The 17,640-nt window shown below is 67.2% G+C and carries 16 protein-coding genes; 5 read left to right on the top strand and 11 right to left on the bottom strand.

Annotation, left to right across the window (positions count from 1 at the left end; translation table 11 throughout):
• Nucleotides 1-12 precede the first annotated feature (12 nt).
• Nucleotides 13-831 (top strand): hypothetical protein, encoded by an 819-nt coding sequence (locus tag ABZ789_RS11490; RefSeq protein WP_358423900.1) that lies wholly within the window; start codon nucleotides 13-15, stop codon nucleotides 829-831.
• On the opposite strand, the gene ABZ789_RS11485 is transcribed toward ABZ789_RS11490, so the two are convergent.
• From ABZ789_RS11485 to ABZ789_RS11475, 3 genes are all read right to left on the bottom strand, one after another.
• Entirely contained in the window at nucleotides 813-1,502 is a 690-nt protein-coding gene (locus ABZ789_RS11485; protein WP_358423536.1) for a response regulator transcription factor, read from the bottom strand. The genes ABZ789_RS11490 and ABZ789_RS11485 overlap by 19 nt on opposite strands.
• Before the next feature lie 61 nt (nucleotides 1,503-1,563).
• Nucleotides 1,564-2,739, bottom strand: a complete 1,176-nt coding sequence (locus ABZ789_RS11480) for an ATP-binding protein (protein ID WP_358423533.1) — start codon at nucleotides 2,737-2,739, stop codon at nucleotides 1,564-1,566.
• Nucleotides 2,740-2,915: 176 nt separating this feature from the next.
• Nucleotides 2,916-3,662, bottom strand: coding sequence for a phosphoglyceromutase (locus tag ABZ789_RS11475; protein ID WP_358423530.1), 747 nt, complete (start codon nucleotides 3,660-3,662; stop codon nucleotides 2,916-2,918).
• 140 nt (nucleotides 3,663-3,802) lie between these two features.
• On the opposite strand from ABZ789_RS11475, the gene ABZ789_RS11470 reads away from it, so the two are divergent.
• Complete coding sequence (locus tag ABZ789_RS11470) at nucleotides 3,803-5,575, top strand: FAD-dependent oxidoreductase (protein ID WP_358423527.1); 1,773 nt, start codon at nucleotides 3,803-3,805, stop codon at nucleotides 5,573-5,575.
• Nucleotides 5,576-5,648: 73 nt separating this feature from the next.
• Here the strand turns inward: ABZ789_RS11470 and ABZ789_RS11465 are convergent, their stop codons facing one another.
• The 6 genes from ABZ789_RS11465 to ABZ789_RS11440 all read right to left on the bottom strand — a co-directional run bounded on the left by ABZ789_RS11465 (nucleotide 5,649) and on the right by ABZ789_RS11440 (nucleotide 12,152).
• Nucleotides 5,649-7,235 (bottom strand): 4-coumarate--CoA ligase family protein, encoded by a 1,587-nt coding sequence (locus ABZ789_RS11465; protein WP_358423524.1) that lies wholly within the window; start codon nucleotides 7,233-7,235, stop codon nucleotides 5,649-5,651.
• A gap of 188 nt (nucleotides 7,236-7,423) precedes the next feature.
• Nucleotides 7,424-7,753, bottom strand: coding sequence for a transglycosylase family protein (locus tag ABZ789_RS11460; protein ID WP_358423521.1), 330 nt, complete (start codon nucleotides 7,751-7,753; stop codon nucleotides 7,424-7,426).
• Nucleotides 7,754-8,189: 436 nt separating this feature from the next.
• Complete coding sequence (locus ABZ789_RS11455; RefSeq protein ID WP_358423518.1) at nucleotides 8,190-8,744, bottom strand: YbjN domain-containing protein; 555 nt, start codon at nucleotides 8,742-8,744, stop codon at nucleotides 8,190-8,192.
• Nucleotides 8,741-10,075, bottom strand: a complete 1,335-nt coding sequence (gene mshA / locus ABZ789_RS11450) for a D-inositol-3-phosphate glycosyltransferase (protein WP_358423515.1) — start codon at nucleotides 10,073-10,075, stop codon at nucleotides 8,741-8,743. Before mshA ends, ABZ789_RS11455 begins: the two co-directional genes overlap by 4 nt.
• Entirely contained in the window at nucleotides 10,072-10,953 is an 882-nt protein-coding gene (locus ABZ789_RS11445; protein WP_358423512.1) for an alpha/beta hydrolase, read from the bottom strand. Before ABZ789_RS11445 ends, mshA begins: the two co-directional genes overlap by 4 nt.
• A 5-nt stretch (nucleotides 10,954-10,958) precedes the next feature.
• A complete protein-coding gene (locus ABZ789_RS11440) occupies nucleotides 10,959-12,152 on the bottom strand; it encodes an MFS transporter (RefSeq protein WP_358423509.1) in 1,194 nt (397 codons plus the stop codon).
• Nucleotides 12,153-12,335: 183 nt separating this feature from the next.
• On the opposite strand from ABZ789_RS11440, the gene ABZ789_RS11435 reads away from it, so the two are divergent.
• Entirely contained in the window at nucleotides 12,336-13,406 is a 1,071-nt protein-coding gene (locus ABZ789_RS11435) for a tocopherol cyclase family protein (protein ID WP_358423506.1), read from the top strand.
• A 16-nt stretch (nucleotides 13,407-13,422) separates the two neighbouring features.
• On the opposite strand, the gene ABZ789_RS11430 is transcribed toward ABZ789_RS11435, so the two are convergent.
• Both ABZ789_RS11430 and ABZ789_RS11425 read right to left on the bottom strand, forming a co-directional pair.
• Nucleotides 13,423-14,646: an ROK family transcriptional regulator gene (locus ABZ789_RS11430; RefSeq protein ID WP_358423898.1), complete on the bottom strand. Its 1,224-nt coding sequence runs from the start codon at nucleotides 14,644-14,646 to the stop codon at nucleotides 13,423-13,425.
• 382 nt (nucleotides 14,647-15,028) lie between these two features.
• Nucleotides 15,029-15,706: a helix-turn-helix domain-containing protein gene (locus tag ABZ789_RS11425; protein ID WP_358423503.1), complete on the bottom strand. Its 678-nt coding sequence runs from the start codon at nucleotides 15,704-15,706 to the stop codon at nucleotides 15,029-15,031.
• 82 nt (nucleotides 15,707-15,788) lie between these two features.
• Between ABZ789_RS11425 and ABZ789_RS11420 the strand changes: the two genes are divergently transcribed.
• Both ABZ789_RS11420 and ABZ789_RS11415 read left to right on the top strand, forming a co-directional pair.
• The gene (locus tag ABZ789_RS11420; RefSeq protein ID WP_358423500.1) at nucleotides 15,789-16,538 is read left to right on the top strand and encodes an SDR family oxidoreductase; all 750 of its coding nucleotides are present in this window, start codon (nucleotides 15,789-15,791) and stop codon (nucleotides 16,536-16,538) included.
• Nucleotides 16,539-16,605: 67 nt separating this feature from the next.
• Nucleotides 16,606-17,637, top strand: a complete 1,032-nt coding sequence (locus ABZ789_RS11415) for a DUF2804 domain-containing protein (RefSeq protein WP_358423497.1) — start codon at nucleotides 16,606-16,608, stop codon at nucleotides 17,635-17,637.
• Nucleotides 17,638-17,640: the final 3 nt, after the last annotated feature.

The following is a 17,640-nucleotide window of genomic DNA, read 5'->3' as shown; positions in this document are numbered from 1 at the left end:
GTGACAGCAGGTATGTCCCACGCCCCACACAAACTCGACCCGGCTCCGGAGGTCCCACTCGACTTTCCGCGGGAGTGGGTCGAGTTCACCGATCCCGACAACGACGAGCACGTCATCGCAGCAGACATGACATGGCTGCTCTCGCGGTGGACCTGCGTGTTCGGCACCCCCGCATGCCAGGGCATCATCGCCGAACGCCCCGACGACGGCTGCTGCTCGCACGGGGCTTTTCTCTCCGACGACGACGATCGCAAGAAACTGTCGAAGGCAGTGAAACACCTCACCCCGGCCGATTGGCAGTTCATGGACAAGGGTCTGGGCAAGAAGGGTTACCTCGAGGAAGACGAGATCGACGACGAGCCCGCTCTGCGTACGCGCCGTTACAAGGGTGCGTGCATCTTCCTCAACCGGACGGATTTCGAAGGTGGACCGGGATGCGCGCTGCACACGATGGCGCTGCGACGCGGCATCGAGCCTCTCGAGATGAAGCCCGATGTGTGCTGGCAACTGCCGATCCGGCGCACCCAGGACTGGGTCGAGCGCCCCGACGGCACCGAGGTGCTACGCACCGTCATCACCGAATACGACCGGCGCGGCTGGGGCGAAGGCGGTCACGATCTCGACTGGTACTGCTCGGGTTCCCCGGACGCGCACGTCGGCGAGCGCCCGGTGTGGCAGTCGTACGCGCCCGAACTCACCGAACTCCTCGGTGCGGCGGCCTACGACGAACTTGCACGCCTGTGCCGGCGGCGTCAGGGACTCGGCCTGATCGCGGTCCATCCCGCGACCGCCGCAGCCCGAGCCGCTTCCGGTCAGGCCTCGAGCTTGTAGCCCAGACCGCGCACCGTCACGAGGTGGCGCGGTTTGGCAGGGTTCTCCTCGATCTTCGAGCGCAGCCGCTTGACGTGGACGTCGAGGGTCTTGGTGTCGCCGACGTAATCGGCTCCCCATACCCGGTCGATGAGCTGGCCGCGGGTCAGTACTCGTCCGGAATTGCGCAGTAGATACTCGAGCAGGTCGAATTCCTTGAGCGGCAAGGCAACCGGTTCACCCTTGACGTGCACGACGTGGCGGTCGACGTCCATCCGCACCGGCCCCGCCTCGAGCAGGCCGTCGGCTGGGCCGGTCTCGGTCTCGGTCTCGGCCCCCCTCCTCAGAACCGCCCGGATCCGTGCGATCAACTCACGCGCCGAGTAGGGCTTCGTGACGTAGTCGTCTGCGCCGAGCTCGAGTCCGACGACCTTGTCGATCTCACTGTCGCGGGCCGTGACCATGATGACCGGAACACCGGAACGTGTCCGCAACTGCTTACACACGTCCGTGCCGCTCATGCCGGGGAGCATGAGATCGAGCAGGACGATGTCGGCGCCCTGCCGATCGAACTCGGCGAGGGCCGACGGGCCGTCGCCGACGATCGTGGTCTCGAATCCTTCCTTGCGCAGCAGGAAGGCCAGCGGATCCGCCAGCGATTCCTCATCCTCGACGATCAGCACACGCGTCACGACCTGGTCCTCCGTTTGTTCCTCGATGTCCGTCCACCCGGGAAGCCGGGCTGCTTCTGCGTCACGATCCGACCGCCTTCTCGGCGTGCAGATCGGTCTCGTCGTCTTCGCCTTCCCCGACATGGACCGGGATGAGCAGCGTGAACGTGGAGCCCGTGCCCGGCTTGCTCCACAGCGTGATCTCACCGTGGTGGTTCGCCGCGACGTGCTTGACGATGGCCAACCCGAGACCGGTCCCGCCGGTGGCCCGCGACCTTGCCTTGTCGACGCGGAAGAAGCGTTCGAAGACACGTTCCTGGTCTTCCTTCGCGATCCCGATACCGCGGTCGGTGACGGCTATCGCAACCTTGCCGTCGCGCAACGACCTGCTGATCGTCACCGGCGAACCGGACGGCGAGTATGCGATCGCGTTCTCGATGAGATTGGTCAGGGCGGTCACGAGCAGCGTCCGGTCGCCGCACACCTCGTACCCGCTCGGCCGGTCGGTGCTGATCGTGATGGACGCGTTCTCGGCGGTCAGACGTGTCCGGTCGAGGGCTTCCGCCACCACGGTGTCGACGTCCACCACTTCGAGATCCGGTAGTTTCTCCGCACCCTGCAATTTGGACAGGGCGATCAGCTCGGTCACCATGTTGCCGAGGCGGTTCGCCTCGTGTTGCACCCGCTCACCGAAATGGCGGACGGTGTCGGGATCGTCGACCGATTCGAGGAGGGCCTCCGCGAGCAGCGCCATCGCCCCGACCGGAGTCTTCAGCTCGTGGCTGATGTTGGCGACGAAATCGCGTCGGGTCGCCTCCATCCGGACGTGCTCGGAATCATCGAAGGCGTACAGCACGACGAAGCGCGGGTCGCGGTCCAGCAGCGGACGGACCGTGCAGCGAACGGCGACGGGTTCACGGCCGAGTGAGGGCTTCGTGCACAGGTCGAGTTCGACCGGCTTTCTCGTTTCGAGTACCCGAGTCGCGGCCGCCCAGGCCCGATCCTCGATCAGCCGGTGGCGGACCAGTCCGAGCTCCTCGGCCCGGGGATTGAACAGGATGACGTCGTGGAACTTGTCGACCACGGCGATACCGATCGGTGCTTCACGGACGACGCGGTCGAGTACGTCGATCATCGTGAGGTCGGCCTCGTCGGCACCGTGTGCGCGACGCTGCGCCATCTTTCCGAGGGCAACGGTGACGACACCGCCGAGGACGGCGGCGACCACGGCCAGTAAGACGGCCTGCGTAACACTCACATATGGAATCGTAATGACACCGCTACCCCGACGAACAGCGGGTCGTCGTCTTTTTGCGCACGTCACACCGCCTTTTTCGGCTGTTGGAGTGTTGTTAACCCGATGTTTGCCCAACGGAGACGAGCCGACCCCGCCGCCGGTCGGCGACGGGGTCGGGTCTCCACGGCGGGAACCGGCTACTTGGCGCCCTGGTTCGCGACGGCGGCCGCACCTGCGGCCGCGGCCTCGGGGTCGAGATAGGTGCCGCCCGGATTCAGCGGGCGCAGGTTCTCGTCGAGGTCGTAACGCAGCGGGATGCCCGTCGGGATGTTGAGGCCGGCGATGTCGTCGTCGGAGATCCCGTCGAGATGCTTGACGAGCGCACGCAGCGAGTTGCCGTGAGCGGTGACCAGCACGGTCTTGCCCGCGAGGAGGTCCTTCGAGATCGTCGACTCCCAGTACGGGACCAGACGCGCGACGACATCCTTCAGGCACTCGGTGAGCGGAACCTCGTCGAGGTCCGCGTACCGCACATCGGTGTCCTGGCTGTACTTCGAACCCGGCTCGACCGGCGGCGGAGGCGTGTCGTAGCTGCGACGCCACAGCATGAACTGCTCCTCGCCGAACTCGTCCTTGATCTCGGACTTGTTCTTGCCCTGGAGCGCACCGTAGTGACGTTCGTTGAGACGCCAGTCGCGGATCACGGGGATCCAGTGCCGATCGGCGACGTCGAGCGCGAAATTGGCGGTGCTGATCGCGCGGCGCAGCAGAGAGGTGTACGAGACGTCGGGCAACACACCGTGCTCGGCGAGGAGGGCACCGGCCCTCTTCCCCTCGGCGATCCCCTTGTCGGTCAGGTGTACGTCCACCCAGCCGGTGAACAGGTTCATCGCGTTCCATTCGCTCTCGCCGTGGCGGAGCAGAACAAGTGTTCCGATACTCATGGTCCAATCCTGACACGCGCGGATGTCGATTTCGCCTACGGGCGCCCCGATTGTCGGCTATATCTGACAACGCGCGTTGCCTACAACTGTTCGGTCCGCATCGCGCGTCACGCTCTACGGTCGTCGAGCCTGGGGGTCCCATGTCCGATTCACGTCTGTCCCGCCGCACCGTTCTCACCGCCCTGGGCGCGCTCGGCGGCGCCGCCGCCTTCCCGCCCACGGCGGCGGCCCGTCCCGCGCGGCGCTCACCGGCGGTGCATTCGAGCGGGCGACGAGTCGCGGTCCTCGGAGGCGGAATGGCGGGTCTCACCGCCGCACACGAACTGATCGAACGCGGTTTCGACGTCACGGTCTTCGAACCGACAGCCCTCGGCGGAAAGGCTCGCAGCATCCCTTCTCCCGGCACTGCGGCCGACGGGCGGCTCGATCTGCCGGGCGAGCATGGTTTCCGATTCTTTCCGGGCTTCTACCAGCACATTCCGGACACGATGCGCCGGATCCCCTTTCCCGGAAACCCGAATGGCGTTTTCGACAATCTCGTCTCCGGAGACGCCTTCCGGATGGCCATCCCCGGCGCCCCCGATCTCACCGCACCCGCTTCGATAGCGCCACTGCGGTTCGACGTCTACGACCCGCTCAGTCTGCAGGAAAGCCTGTCGGCGGCGTTCTCGCTCGGCGGTTCGATCCCCGCGAACGAACTGGCGATCTTCATGCGCAAACTCGTCATGTTCCTCACCAGCAGTATCGAACGCCGGAACGATCAGTGGGAGAACGAGACCTGGGCGCAGACCCTCGAGGCAGAGGGGAAATCGCAGGGCTACCGGGAGATCCTGGTCTCGGCCCTGACCCGGCAACTCGTCGCGGCGCGACCGCAGAGCGCGTCGACCCGCACGATCGGCATCATGGGCCAGGCCTTCGTCTGGAACGCCATGGGCGCGGTCCCGCAGTACGGTCATCTCGACCGTGTGCTGTCGGCGCCGACCAACGAGGCGTGGATCGACCCCTGGGCGCAACTCCTGCGCGATCTCGGCGTGAAGTTCGAGATGGGCTGGGGAGCAGAAGCTCTGGAGATCGTCGGCGGGAGGATCACCGGCGCGCGGGTCGTCGACCGGTCGGGTGCCCGCGCAACGGTGGACGCCGATTGGTACGTCGCAGCGATGCCGGTCGAACGCGCCATCCCTCTATGGTCCCCGCAGGTCCTCGCACTGGACCCACGCTTGGAGGCGATGAACGACCTCGTCACCGACTGGATGGTGGGCATCCAGTACTTCCTGCGCCGTCCCACTCCGATCACACCCGGTCATGTCGCGTATCTGGGTTCCCCGTGGGCACTGACCTCTATCAGCCAGGCACAGTTCTGGCGCGGCAACTTCGCAGACCGTTACGGTGACGGCTCGGCGCACGACTGCCTGTCGGTGGACATCTCCGACTGGGACACCCCGGGCATCCTCTACGGGAAGCCCGCGAAACAGTGCACAGCGGAGGAGATCGCCCGCGAGACCTGGGCACAGATGGCGGCCTGCCTCGAGGACGGCACCGGAGCGATCGACGAGAACGACATCGTCTCGTGGTTCCTCGACCCCGGGGTTCGCTGGGGACCGTCGGGAAACACCAACGACACACCGCTTCTCATCAACACTGCCGGATCGCTCGCGAGTCGCCCGGAGGCACGGACGGCGATACCGAATCTGTTCCTCGCGGGCGATTACGTGCGGACCGACATAGACCTCGCGACGATGGAGGGCGCGAACGAATCGGCCCGAGCGGCTGTGGGCGCCCTACTGCAGGCCGCGGGTTCGCCCGCACGACCACCCGCGCAGTACCGCTTGCACGAACCTCCCGAACTCGAACCGCTGCGGCGCATCGACGCCGACCGCTACCGGGCGGGACTTCCGCACATCCTCGCCGGCTGACCGCCGGAAGGCTCACTCCCGCAGTGTGGTTCCGGTGGGCGATCACCGGAACCACACCAGCGGGCTGAGGTCGTCAGCTCTGCAGGGCGCGCAGATCCTTCCGGAGAATCTTGCCGGCAGCGGATTTCGGCACGATATCGATGAACTCGACCTGCCGGACCTTCTTGTGCGGCGCGACCCGCTCGGCCACGAACGAGATCACCTCGCCCTCGGTGAGGGTCGCATCCGGCTGTCGTACGACGAACGCCTTGGGGACCTCCTCGCCCTCCTCGTCGCGCACCCCGATCACCGCGGCATCCGCGACCTGTGGATGCGTGAGCAGCAGTGCCTCGAGTTCGGCCGGGGGAACCTGGTAGCCCTTGTACTTGATGAGTTCCTTGAGCCGGTCGACGATCCGGACGACGCCATGCGCATCGACGGTGGCGATGTCACCGGTGTGGAGGAAACCGTCCTCGTCCAGGGTGTCGGCCGTGGCCGCGGCATTGCCCAGATAGCCGGCCATGACGTTCGGTCCCTTGCACCACAGTTCACCGGGCGCCGAGACACCCTCACCCGTCGGGTACTCGACCTCCTCACCGGTCGCGGGGTCGACGATCTTGCACTCCATGTTGGCGATCGTCGGACCGACCGAATCGAGTTCGGTTTCGTTGTCGTCGAAGGGAATCGCATGGGAGACGGGGCTCATCTCCGACATCCCGTAGCCTTGCCGGACATTGCAGCCGAGTCGCTTCGCGACGGCACCTGCGAGTTCCTTGTCGAGCGGGGCGGCACCGGAGAACACCGTGTGCACGCTCGACAGGTCGTACTGGTCGACGAGCGGATGCTTGGCGAGCGCCACCGCGACCGGCGGCGCGATGAACACGTACGTGCACTTGTGCCTCGCGACAACCGAGAGGAAGTCGACGAGATCGAATCTCGGCATCGTCACCAGCGACGCGCGGTTGTACAACGCGGCATTCAGCAGGACGGTCATTCCGTAGATGTGGAAGAAGGGCAGCACCGCGAGGACGCGATCGTCGGGGCCGATACCCATACGCGGGGTGATCTGGCAGACGTTGGCGACGAGGTTCCGGTGCGTGAGCATCACGCCCTTGGGCCGGCCGGTCGTGCCCGAGGAGTACGGCAGCACCGCCAGATGGACCGCCGGATCGAACTCGACGGAGGGTGCCGGCGCACCCTCGGCGAGCAGATCCCGCAGGGAGGGATGACCCTCGGCGCCGTCGAGCACCACGAGCAGTTCGTCGGGAAGCCCGACGGCCGCCGCGGCCTCCTTCGCCTGCGGCAGGAAGGCTGAGATCGTGAAGAGCGCGGTCGCACCCGAATCGTCGAGCTGCTTCGAGATCTCGCCGGCGGTGTAGAGGGCGTTGACGGTGGTCGCGGTGGCCCCGGCTCGCAGGATGCCATGGAAAACCGAAGCGAAGGCGGGCACGTTGGGGGCCAGCAGTCCGACGACCTGCCCGACGCCGATACCCCGTGCCGCGAGCGCCCCGGCCACGGCGTCGATCTGCGCGACGAGCGTGCGATAGTCCGTGACCGCCCCGGAGGCCCCGTCGATCAGTGCGGGACGCGCGAGGTCGGTTTCGTCGAGCGAGCCGAACAGAAAGTCGTAGACACTCGATGCCGGAATCTCGACGTCGGGAAAGGGACTGCGGAAACTCATTTTCATCCTCCGGGCATTCTGACTGGCACGCGGTGCCGAACTTCGGCCGAGGTCACACTAGCGCATCTCTGTGAAACCCGTCACATGCGTCGTGTGAGGGTACCGGGCACATCGCAGACAGGCCACGAAAGCGCGAACCCCGCGTGCGACGAATCGCACGCGGGGTTCGGAAGCTGTTCGAGTCGCGCTCAGAAGTACTGACCGCACACCGGCCATGCGCCGATGCCCTGTCCGGCGAGTACGTTCTCGGCGACGCGGATCTGCTCCTCGCGCGAGGCGTTGTGGGCGTATCCGGAGCCCCCGTAGGCCTCCCAGGTGCTCTGCGAGAACTGCAGGCCACCGTAATAGCCGTTACCGGTGTTGGTCGCCCAGTTTCCGCCACTCTCGCACTGCGCAACGGCATCCCAGTTCCCGGACGCGGCGTTGGCGGTACCTGTGCCCAGAGCGAAGGGGGTCGCGACGAGTGCGACGGAGGCAGCGAGGGTGCCCAGGGCACGCTTGATCGTGAACTTTGCCATGTGGATGAATCCTTTCCGGCTGCTTGCGAGGCCCCCGACTCATGGGTCCGCCACGTGCTGGTGGACTGTCGGTGCCGGCAACCCGGTGCGGCGCTGATGCACGCACGGTCGCTCTCTCGCCTCACCCCCGAGGGGCGGGATTTCGGATCCCGCGGGGTGGAACGAGCGGCTGCGGGCCGGTCTGTAACGCCCGTCTGTATCGGGCCTACAAACACGATAAACCCGGATCACGGATAGGTCACGGCCCGAAATTCTGGTACGCCCGTACCAGAATTCGCCTCACGGACAAGTGTTTTCGCTGGTATGCCGGAGGAACTCCGCGTTTCCCCGTTCCGATCAGGAGAATTCGATTGTGCGCATGGTCACATGAAAGGCCGGTGCAGACCTCTCGAATCGGACACCCTCACGGGGTTGATAACGACCCGAGACCAAGAAATCACCCGTTCGCTTCGCGGCGATCCTCGGTGTCGTCGTCGTTTGCATCCGGGTCGAAATGCGTACCGGTTTCTTCTTCGATCAGGTGCCGAAACGGCTCGAGATTGCGCAGCGACTCGCCACGGGAGACGCGCCACTCCCACTCGCGCTTGATCGACGTGATGAAACCGATACCCAGAATAACGTTGAAGTCGTAGTCCGCCGCCTCGAGGACCTGTCCCAGGACGGCGTCGATCTCCTCGGGGGTCACCGCGTGAGCGGCGATGCGTCCGACGAGATAGATGTCCCCGACCTTGTCGAGGGTGTAGGCCACCCCGTACAGGCGCCGGTTCCGCCGCAGCAGATAGCGATAGACCGATTCGAAATTCTCGTCCGGCTTGCGGCACACGAATGCCTCGACCCTCACACCGTGCTGTCCCACACTGAGCAAGGTGGTCGTCTTGAGCTTCTTCTCGCCGGGAAGATCGACGACGAAATGTCCGCCTTCCTTGACGGAGAACTCGAGCTCACGATCACGCAAGGTCGATTCGATCAATTCGACGATCCGGTCGCTCATGCGGTGACTCCCCTCGTGCGTCGCAACTTCCACACCCCGCGCTGCCGCCGGAGCGAGTGCTCGCCTGTACCGAAGCTCCGGTTGCGGCGCATCCCGGCTCGCCGGTAACTGTCGAGCAGTCCTTCCGCGGTGTGTTCCCACGAAAAGGACTCCGCATGCAGGGGCGCGGCCGCTGCGAAACGTGCGAGACGATCGGGATCGCCGACGAGGGAACGCAGCGCCGTCGCCCAGTCGTCGATCCGGTGCCCGTCGACGAGCATTCCGGTCCGTCCGTCGCGAACCGCCACACCGAGCCCGCCCACGTTCGCGGCCAGCACGGGTGTCCCGCATGCCTGCGCTTCGATCGCGACGAGACCGAAGGATTCCGAATAGCTCGGCACTGCAACAAGATCCGCCGCCCGATAAACCTGCACGAGACGGTCGGGGGGTTGCGGCGGAAGGAAGGTGACCCTCGATGCGATACCCAGCGCGGACGCGAGTTCGATGAGCGCGTCGGGCCGCTCGAGGCCCGTACCGGAAGGGCCTCCCACCACGAGAACTCGCAGCGGCAGGCCGGGTTCGTCGGCGAGAGCGCGCGCGGCGGCCTCGAGAAGGACGTCCGGGGCCTTCAGCGGCTGGATCCGGCCCACGAACGCGACGACCGTCTCCCGCGGGTCGAGTCCGAGTTCGGTACGAGCGGCCGCCCGGTCGCCGGGCCGGTAACGGTTCAGGTCCGCCCCCGGTGCGACGACGTCGATCTTCGCCGGGTCGGCACCGTAGATGCGCTCGAGTTGCTCGGCCTCGTCGGCGGTGTTGGCCACCAGCCGGTCGGATTCCGCGACGACCTGCTGCTCTCCGATCTGACGGGCGACCGGTTCGGGGGTGTCGCCTGCAGCGAGCGACGCATTCTTCACCGCGGCAAGAGTGTGGGCGGTGTGCACGAGCGGCACACCCCAGCGGTCACGCGCCAGCCATCCCACCTGTCCGGACAACCAGTAGTGCGAGTGCACCAGATCGTAATAACCCTGTGGATGCCGTGCTTCTTCACGCAACACGCCGGCGGCGAACGCACACAGCTGGGTCGGCAGGTCATGCTTGTCGAGGCCTTCGAAAGGTCCCGCCTCGATGTTGCGGACGAGGACGCCGGGCGCGGCCTGTTGCACGGCCGGATCGGCGGAGGAGGTCGCACGGGTGAAGATCTCGACTTCGACGCCACGACGTGCGAGTTCGACAGCAGTCTGCAGGACGTACACGTTCATGCCGCCTGCATCCCCCGTTCCGGGCTGCGCCAGCGGCGAGGTGTGGACCGAGATCACGGCCACGCGGTGCGGGCGGCTGGGCTGGGACGTCACCCCTCCATACTGCCCTGCCCGGATTCACCCCGCGTCTCCGACTCCGCGGTGGCCTTCCGGGTGAACTCCCTCACCTCGGCGACGAACCGCTCCGGATCCTCGACGAACGGTCCGTGGTCGACTCCCTCCCAGATCGAGGTCGTGGCGCCGCGCAGCAACGACGCGGCGTGACGGGCGGCGGAGACGTCGACGACCGAATCCTGGTCCCCGTGAAGCACGAGGACCGGCAGACCCAGGCCGGCCAGCAGTTCGTCGTTGCTCGCTGCGCGGTCGAACAGGGCCGCCCGCACCCGCGGCGGCGTGCAGAGACTCGCACCGAACAATGCCTGCGACGTCGCGCCCCTGCCCTCGACGGGGCCGGTGAGGGCGTTACCGAAGGAGCCGAGCGCGCGCACGGCCTCCCGCGGGTCCTCCGACATCGCGGCGGGGATCGCAGCGCGCATCGCGGCACCGACCCGTCCACCCTTCTCACCGCGGCCGATGCTCGTGATGGCCCCGACCAGCACCAGGCCGGCGACCGCATCGGGACCGTGCACCGCGAGGTAGTCGCAGATCACGAGGCCGCCGTACGACCAGCCGAGCAGGACCGCCGGGTTCTCCGCGGAGACGTTCTCGGCGCGGAGAACCGCGTCGAGGTCGCCCGCCCAGGCGTTGCGATCGGCGTATCCGGTCTCCGGCGCCTGCGAGTATCCGTGTCCGCGCAGGTCGACGGCGATCACGTGGAAGTCCTGGGCGAGTGCTTCGAGAACCGGCTCGCCCCAGCAACGTGACGACTGCGCCCAGCCGTGCACCAGTACGAGAGCGGGCGCCTCACAGGAACCGAACGAGCGGTAGACGAGTGCCGTGCCGTCGTCACCGATCACTTCACGAACTGCCATGCGCGTCACTCTAACCGTGCCCGGCGATGGACGACCGCCGCGCACGCGAACGCCAGGACTCCCGCCGCAACGGCGACGGAGTATCCGGCGCCGGCTCCGGACCTGTCGATGACCTGGCCCACGAGCGCCGAACCCGCGGCGACACCGACGCCGAGCCCGGCGACCGTCCACGTGATGCTCTCGGTGAGTTGTCCGGCCGGCACGATCTGCTGGGTGAGCGATGTCGCGACGATCATGATGGGCGAGATCGCGCATCCGGCAACGAAGTACAGAACCACCAGTACAGGCACAGAACCCGCGAGCAGCAGTGGGGACAACAGGACCGCGAGAACAGCCGTCGCCACGAGCAACTGGCGGGTGGGAGCGCCCGAGCCCACCCGAGCACCGAAGATCAGGCCGCTCGTCGCCGATCCCGTCGCGAACAGTGCGAGCGCGAAGGTCGCGGACCCCGGCGCATCCTGTTCGGCGGTGAAAGCAACGGCCGCGACGTCGATCACTCCGAAGACCACACCCACCGCCACCATCACGACCACGATCGACAGGAGGACGGGCAGGCGCAGGACGCTCGTCCGCGGTGCGCCCTCCACGTGCGGTCGCACCGGAGGTTCGGTCCCACGCTGAGCTACGAGGACCACGGTGCCCACGAGCAACAGCAGCGCCCCGAGCAGTGGACCCGCCTCGGGGAAGACCGCCACACTCAGTCCCACCGACAGCACGGGACCGACGATGAAGCACACCTCGTCGACCACCGCTTCGAGCGCGAAAGCGGTGCGCAGCCGACCGGTGCCGCCGTACAGCTGCGTCCAGCGCGCCCGCACCATCGCACCGATCGTCGGCATGAGCCCGGCAGGGATCGCGCATGCGAACAACCACGCCGTGGGCACCCCGAAGCGCACTCCCGCCAGCATCGTGAGAGTGGAGGCCGCGCTCACGGCTGCGGCCGCAGGCAGAATCCTGCGCTGGCCGTACCGGTCGACCGCGCGCGAGACCAGCGGTGTGAGCACGGCGTAGGACAGCGCGAACAGTGCCGACAGTGCGCCGCCGAGCGCGTAGTTCCCCTCGAGTTGCGAGAACATCGTGACGATGCCGATTCCGATCATCGCGATCGGCAGACGCGCCACGAATCCCGCCAGGCAGAATGCCGCCGCACCCGGTGCTGCGAACAACTCACGGTACGAGCCGCTGCTGGTTCCTGTCACGTCCTTCTCACGTTCTCTTCGATCCGTCCCTGCGCGGACAACGGTATGGGTGGTGAGCCACGGGAATGCGGGCACCTCCCCGCGCCGGGGCTCCACGCCCGAATCCCTGTGTTCTGTGACACGGGCGTCCATGCTGGGTACACGGACGGAACGGATACTGCGGATCGACAGAGCGGAGCGGGCATGCCAGTGCACGGGCGATTCTCACCGAAGGGTCTGTGGACGCGCTATCGCGCGTCGGGAGCCGATCTTCCCTTCGGGGATCCGCTCTCCGCCCACGGTGTCGCGATGGAGGGCTACTTCTGGCGGTTCACCCAGCCCGACACGGGCCGCGTCGTCATCGCGCTGTGCGGGGTCAACCGCGCGGACGACGTGAGCGAGGCCGGGACTCACTGGGCCACCCTGGGCCTGGCCGCCCATCCCGGAGGTTTCCTGCGCACCGCTGCGCATCCGGTGGCCGCGGCCGACCCCGATCGTCTCGGTGCATCGGCCGGTGAGGTATTCCGCGGCGACGACGAACGCGTGTGGATGGATCTCGGCGACGACGCCCGTCTGGACGTACGCCTGTCGGACCTCCGGCCGTGGCCGCGGCGACTCTTCGGCGCGTCGAGCGTGTTCCACTCCGTCCCCGCCTTGAACCAGTACTGGCACTCCTGGCTGCTCGGCGGCCGGGCCGAGGGCTACGCGATCCTCGGCGACGAGAAGTGGGATCTGACCGGGGCTCAGGTCTACGGCGAGAAGAACTGGGGCAAGGGCGGTTTCCCGGAATCGTGGTGGTGGGGCCAGGCGCAGGGATTCGCCGAGCCGCAAGCATGCGTGGCCTTCGCCGGCGGGCAGGTGTACTCGGGCCCCATACGCACGGAGGTGACCGCGGTGGTCGTCGCACTGCCGGACGGGCGCGTCGTGCGCCTCGGTAATCCCGTCACCTCTCCTGTGCGTGCGCAAGTCACCGACGAGAGCTGGGTACTGCGTGGACGCAATGCCCGATGGAGCGTGGAGATCACGGGAAGCTCGCCGATCGGGGCTGCCCACGTTCTGCCCGTCCCCCTGCCCGCGGAACGACGCAATGTCGCCGGATCGATCGAGCACCTGGGCGGTTTCATGAGCGTGACCGTCCGCGACCGCGGCCGGCTGGTGTGGTCGGGCGAATCATCCTCGGCCGCACTCGAACACGGGGGCCTCGACCGCGCTCGGGCGGAGCTCGACCGCCGGGGCGCGGCTGCGGACGCGACGGACTCACCTCCGGCCACGTGAGCAGGACCGGTTCCGGTCAGAGCCCGGTTCGCTTCATCGCCGCGATCGGATCCGAGAACAACGAGCTGAGCGACACGACGCCCGCCGCGTGGGCCTGCACTCGATTCCCGAATCCGCTGATCCGGATATCCTTGCGCGGCAGGGTGGTCGAGGCGGAGAAGGCTCGGGCGACGTGCGGAACCGCAGCCGGATACTCGGTGAAGGCCTGTCCGCCGAGGATGACCCGGTCGGGGTTGAACAGGTCTCGGAGCATGGCGACGGCGCGGCCGAGCACCGTTGCCCGCTCGACGAGCAGTCCGTGGGCGGCTGCGGACCCTTCACGCGCGAGGCGGTAGAGCGACTGCACGCTGGTCTCGCCGTCGCCGAGGATGCCCTCGGCGACCGCTCGCTGCACGACCGCGCGATCGCTGACGGCCGCTTCGAGGCATCCCGTCCCGCCGCACGAGCACTGCGCCGACGAGCCGGTGGGGAAATGACTCACCGATCCCGGCCCACCGGCGGGGGTGTGCACCTTTCCATCGAAAGTTATTGCAACACCTGCTGTCTCGCGAGCATAGAAGTACAGTCCCGTGCCTTTGGCGTCGGGAGCGTCGCGATCGGGAGTGAGGAGCAGTTCGGATGCGGCCATCGCCTCGACGTGCGCGGCAACCGATACCGGCAGGCCCAGGCCACCACCTACGATCGCTCCGACCCGGGCGTCCACCCAGCCCAGGCGCGGGTGCGTCACGACGGCTGTGGTCGAATCCACCCGGCCACCGAGGGCCACACCCGCCCACAGCGGGATGCGACGGTGCCACCGACCTGCGAAAGCCCTGGCGCTCGACGTGATCGATGTGAGCGCGGCGTTCTGGTCGCCCGTCGGTGTGGGAACCTCGACCGCGCCGATGATGCGCCCGCGCAGATCGCTCGCGACGATGCCGGTGGTGACGGCACCGATATGGATTCCGACCGTCAGATAACGCTCGTGGTCGACCTCGACGGGGACGCGCGGCCGCCCGACTGCACCCGGTTCGGCCAGGTCGGCGCGTTCACGCAGCAGGCCGGCGGACAACAACGCCGACACCTGACGATTGACGGTCGCGATGCTCGCTCCGGTGACCTTCGCGATCACGTCCCGAGAGACCGGACCGCGGTTGGCGATGACGCGAAAAACCGATGCCCCGGTGCCGTCGGCGATTCGCAGGTCCGGCGGAACGATCCTGGCCTGGCCCGAAGTGCCGGTCGAGCGGGGAGGGACCACCGCCGCACGGGTGGAACCGCGGACGGTGGAGGCGGGACGGCGGAGTGCGGGAGTCCGCGAGGGAAAGGAAATGGGCGGCGAGAGAGTGGGTACCGACACGGCACTGATCCTTGGCTGCTGATCCGGACATCACGACCGGAGACGGGCGGGAGGCGATCGACGCACCGAATCCCCCGCCGATGGAAGCACCATCGGCGAACCGACCCGCACAAGGCGAGCGGAAACGGTGCGGACTTACATTCCGCAGCAGCGACAACAGAGTTCGCGCGCCAGAGGCAGCCGTGATCCCAGCGCGGCGGTCACGTATGTGACCCGCGGTGCGGAGTTGTGGCCGACTGACATGGTGATCAAACTATCCGCCGGACGGCCCGGTGTCCACTCGTCACCGGATCGGTACGGAATTCCCCGCTCCGCCTCCGCGTGCCAGCACGGTCTCCGTCGAAACCGGTCCCAGCAACAACGCTTCCCATGCGTCGACGAGTGCCGCCAGTTCGGCCGCAGTGGGAAATTCGTTCGCTCGGTGATATCGCGCGAGCGCGCCGACGGTCCCGGAGTAGACCAGGCGCAGGCGCTGACCCACCAGGTCGTCGGGCAGATGCCCGAGCAGAGCACGCAGCGCCGTGTCGGTCCTGGATCCGCTCTCGGTCCCCGTCGGTCCGGTCACTTGGAAACACTCGGCGAAGCGTTCGTGATGCGACAACCGGTCGAGAAAAGCGACATAGTGGTTGTTGCGTCCGAGCGTGTTCGCGAGAGGCCGGATGATCGCCCACAGCAGGTCGCGTACGCGCAGCGCGTCCTGGTTCCGCATCATCTCCGCGACGAGTTCTTCACGCTCGGCATTCACGGCAGACAACCGGTGGGAGAAGATCGCGTGCAGCAGTCCCTCCTTGGTTCCGAAGTAGTACCCGATGACTGCCGAATTGTGCTGCCCGGCAGCCTTACGGATCTCGGCGAGCGTGACGCCCTCGTATCCGCGGCGCGCGAAGAGACGTTCGGCTGCTTCGACGAGCCTGATCCGGGTTTGTTCTCCCGAGCTGTTTCGGCCACGAACGGTCGTCATACGCCGCAGGGTAGCCCCGCAGAAGCGACCCCGCAGGCCGAGAGGTTCGGCGGTATCCGGTGCCCGACATTACGATTGCCCCATGAGCATCTCTCCCGATTCCCGTGTCGCCGTCGTCACCGGAGCGTCCTCCGGCATCGGTGAGGCGACCGCCCGTACGCTCGCCGCCCAGGGCTTCCATGTCGTGGTCGGCGCGCGGCGACTCGATCGCCTGCAGAAGCTGGCCGACGAGATCGGCGGCACCGCGCTCGAGCTCGACGTCACCGACGAGGATTCGGTGGAGGCCTTCACCACGGTCCTGCCGCGGGTCGACGTGCTGGTCAACAACGCCGGGGGCGCCAAGGGGCTCGCACCGATCGCCGAGGCCGTCGAGGACGATTGGCGATGGATGTGGGAAACCAACGTCATCGGCACGCTCCGGATCACCAAGGCACTGATCCCCAAGCTCATCGCCTCGGGCGACGGCTTGATCGTCACCGTCACCTCAGTCGCGGCGTTCGAGGCGTACGACAACGGCGCCGGTTACACCTCCGCCAAGCACGCCCAGGCTGTGCTGCACCGGACTCTGCGCGGCGAACTCCTCGGACAACCGGTCCGCCTCACCGAGATCGCGCCGGGTGCGGTGGAAACCGAGTTCTCGCTGGTGCGATTCGAGGGCGACCGGGACAGAGCCGACAAGGTGTACGAGGGCATCACCCCGCTCGTCGCGCAGGACATCGCCGAGATCATCGGGTTCGTCGCCTCCCGCCCGTCGCACGTCGACCTGGACCAGATCATCGTCAAGCCGCGCGACCAGGCGAGCGCGGGACGGTTCCACCGCGTGACCGACTGAGTCCGGGGCAGCCGCGGCGGGCATGCCGGGAATGTCCCGTCCGCCGCCGCCGGTACTGTCGCAGAACATGCGCCAACGACGCCTCGCTCCCGGGCCGCTTCTCGACGACGGTGTGCTCGCCGAGGTCGGCTGGAGCACTGCGGAAGTCCGCGCCTACGACCGGAACCGGGTCGCGGCGTCGCGATTCCGGATCAAGGAATGGGATTACTACTGCGTCCTGTCCGACGGCGAGTCGGGGCCGTTCGGGCTCGCGCTGACCGTCGCCGACAACGGCTACGTCGGTTTGCTCGGAGTCAGCGTGCTCGACCTCGCGGCCCGTTCCGAGACCACCGAGAACGCCCTGGTCCCCTTCCCGCTGGGCCGAATGCGGATGCCGTCGACCGCCGACCACGGCGATGTCGTCGTCGATCACGGCCGCATCCGGATCGAGTACCGCCACGAAGGGGATGCGCGACGGTTGCTCGTCGACCATCCCCGCTTCGGCGGTGGCCGCGGACTGACCGGTGAACTCCTGCTCACGCAACCGGCCGACGACCGGATGGTCGTCGCTACACCCTTTCCCCGGGCACCGAAGTCCTTCTACTACAACCAGAAGATCAACTGCCTGCCGGCGCAAGGCACCATCACCGTCGGGGGACAGGATCTGGTCTTCGATCCTGCCACCTCGTTCGGAGTGTTCGACTGGGGTCGCGGCGTGTGGACCTACGACAACACCTGGTACTGGGGTTCCGCGTCGGGAATCCACGACGGGGTGCGATTCGGATTCAACATCGGTTACGGGTTCGGTGACACCACCGCGGCGAGCGAGAACATGCTCTTCCACGACGGGGTGGCCCACAAGCTCGACCGCGTGCACTTCCATCTGCCCGACGGCAGCTACGACGGCGCACCGTGGCGGTTCACCAGCAGCGACGAGCGCTTCGAGATGGACTTCGAGCCGATCCTCGATCGGGCCGCCGACGTGAACGCCCTCCTCGTACGGTCCACTCAGCATCAGGTCTTCGGGCGGTTCACCGGAAGCGTCGTGCTCGACGACGGCAGCCGGCTCGAGATCGAGAACCTGCTCGGATTCGCGGAGGAGGTCCGCAATCGCTGGTGACCG

It is taken from the genome of Rhodococcus sp. NPDC047139 (genome assembly GCF_040643435.1).
Lineage (GTDB): Bacteria > Actinomycetota > Actinomycetes > Mycobacteriales > Mycobacteriaceae > Rhodococcus.
Note: the sequence above shows the minus strand (reverse complement) of the source record. Positions and strands in the feature narration are given on the sequence as shown.

Bases quoted from the DNA above. Each gene is read 5' to 3' on its own strand.
- ABZ789_RS11475 (WP_358423530.1), bottom strand. From the start codon at position 3,662: ATGAGTATCGGAACACTTGTTCTGCTCCGCCACGGCGAGAGCGAATGG.
- ABZ789_RS11465 (WP_358423524.1), bottom strand. From the start codon at position 7,235: ATGAGTTTCCGCAGTCCCTTTCCCGACGTCGAGATTCCGGCATCGAGT.
- ABZ789_RS11470 (WP_358423527.1), top strand. From the start codon at position 3,803: ATGTCCGATTCACGTCTGTCCCGCCGCACCGTTCTCACCGCCCTGGGC.
- ABZ789_RS11415 (WP_358423497.1), top strand. From the start codon at position 16,606: ATGCGCCAACGACGCCTCGCTCCCGGGCCGCTTCTCGACGACGGTGTG.
- ABZ789_RS11435 (WP_358423506.1), top strand. From the start codon at position 12,336: ATGCCAGTGCACGGGCGATTCTCACCGAAGGGTCTGTGGACGCGCTAT.
- ABZ789_RS11455 (WP_358423518.1), bottom strand. From the start codon at position 8,744: ATGAGCGACCGGATCGTCGAATTGATCGAATCGACCTTGCGTGATCGT.
- ABZ789_RS11460 (WP_358423521.1), bottom strand. From the start codon at position 7,753: ATGGCAAAGTTCACGATCAAGCGTGCCCTGGGCACCCTCGCTGCCTCC.
- ABZ789_RS11425 (WP_358423503.1), bottom strand. From the start codon at position 15,706: ATGACGACCGTTCGTGGCCGAAACAGCTCGGGAGAACAAACCCGGATC.
- ABZ789_RS11420 (WP_358423500.1), top strand. From the start codon at position 15,789: ATGAGCATCTCTCCCGATTCCCGTGTCGCCGTCGTCACCGGAGCGTCC.
- ABZ789_RS11490 (WP_358423900.1), top strand. From the start codon at position 13: ATGTCCCACGCCCCACACAAACTCGACCCGGCTCCGGAGGTCCCACTC.
- ABZ789_RS11445 (WP_358423512.1), bottom strand. From the start codon at position 10,953: ATGGCAGTTCGTGAAGTGATCGGTGACGACGGCACGGCACTCGTCTAC.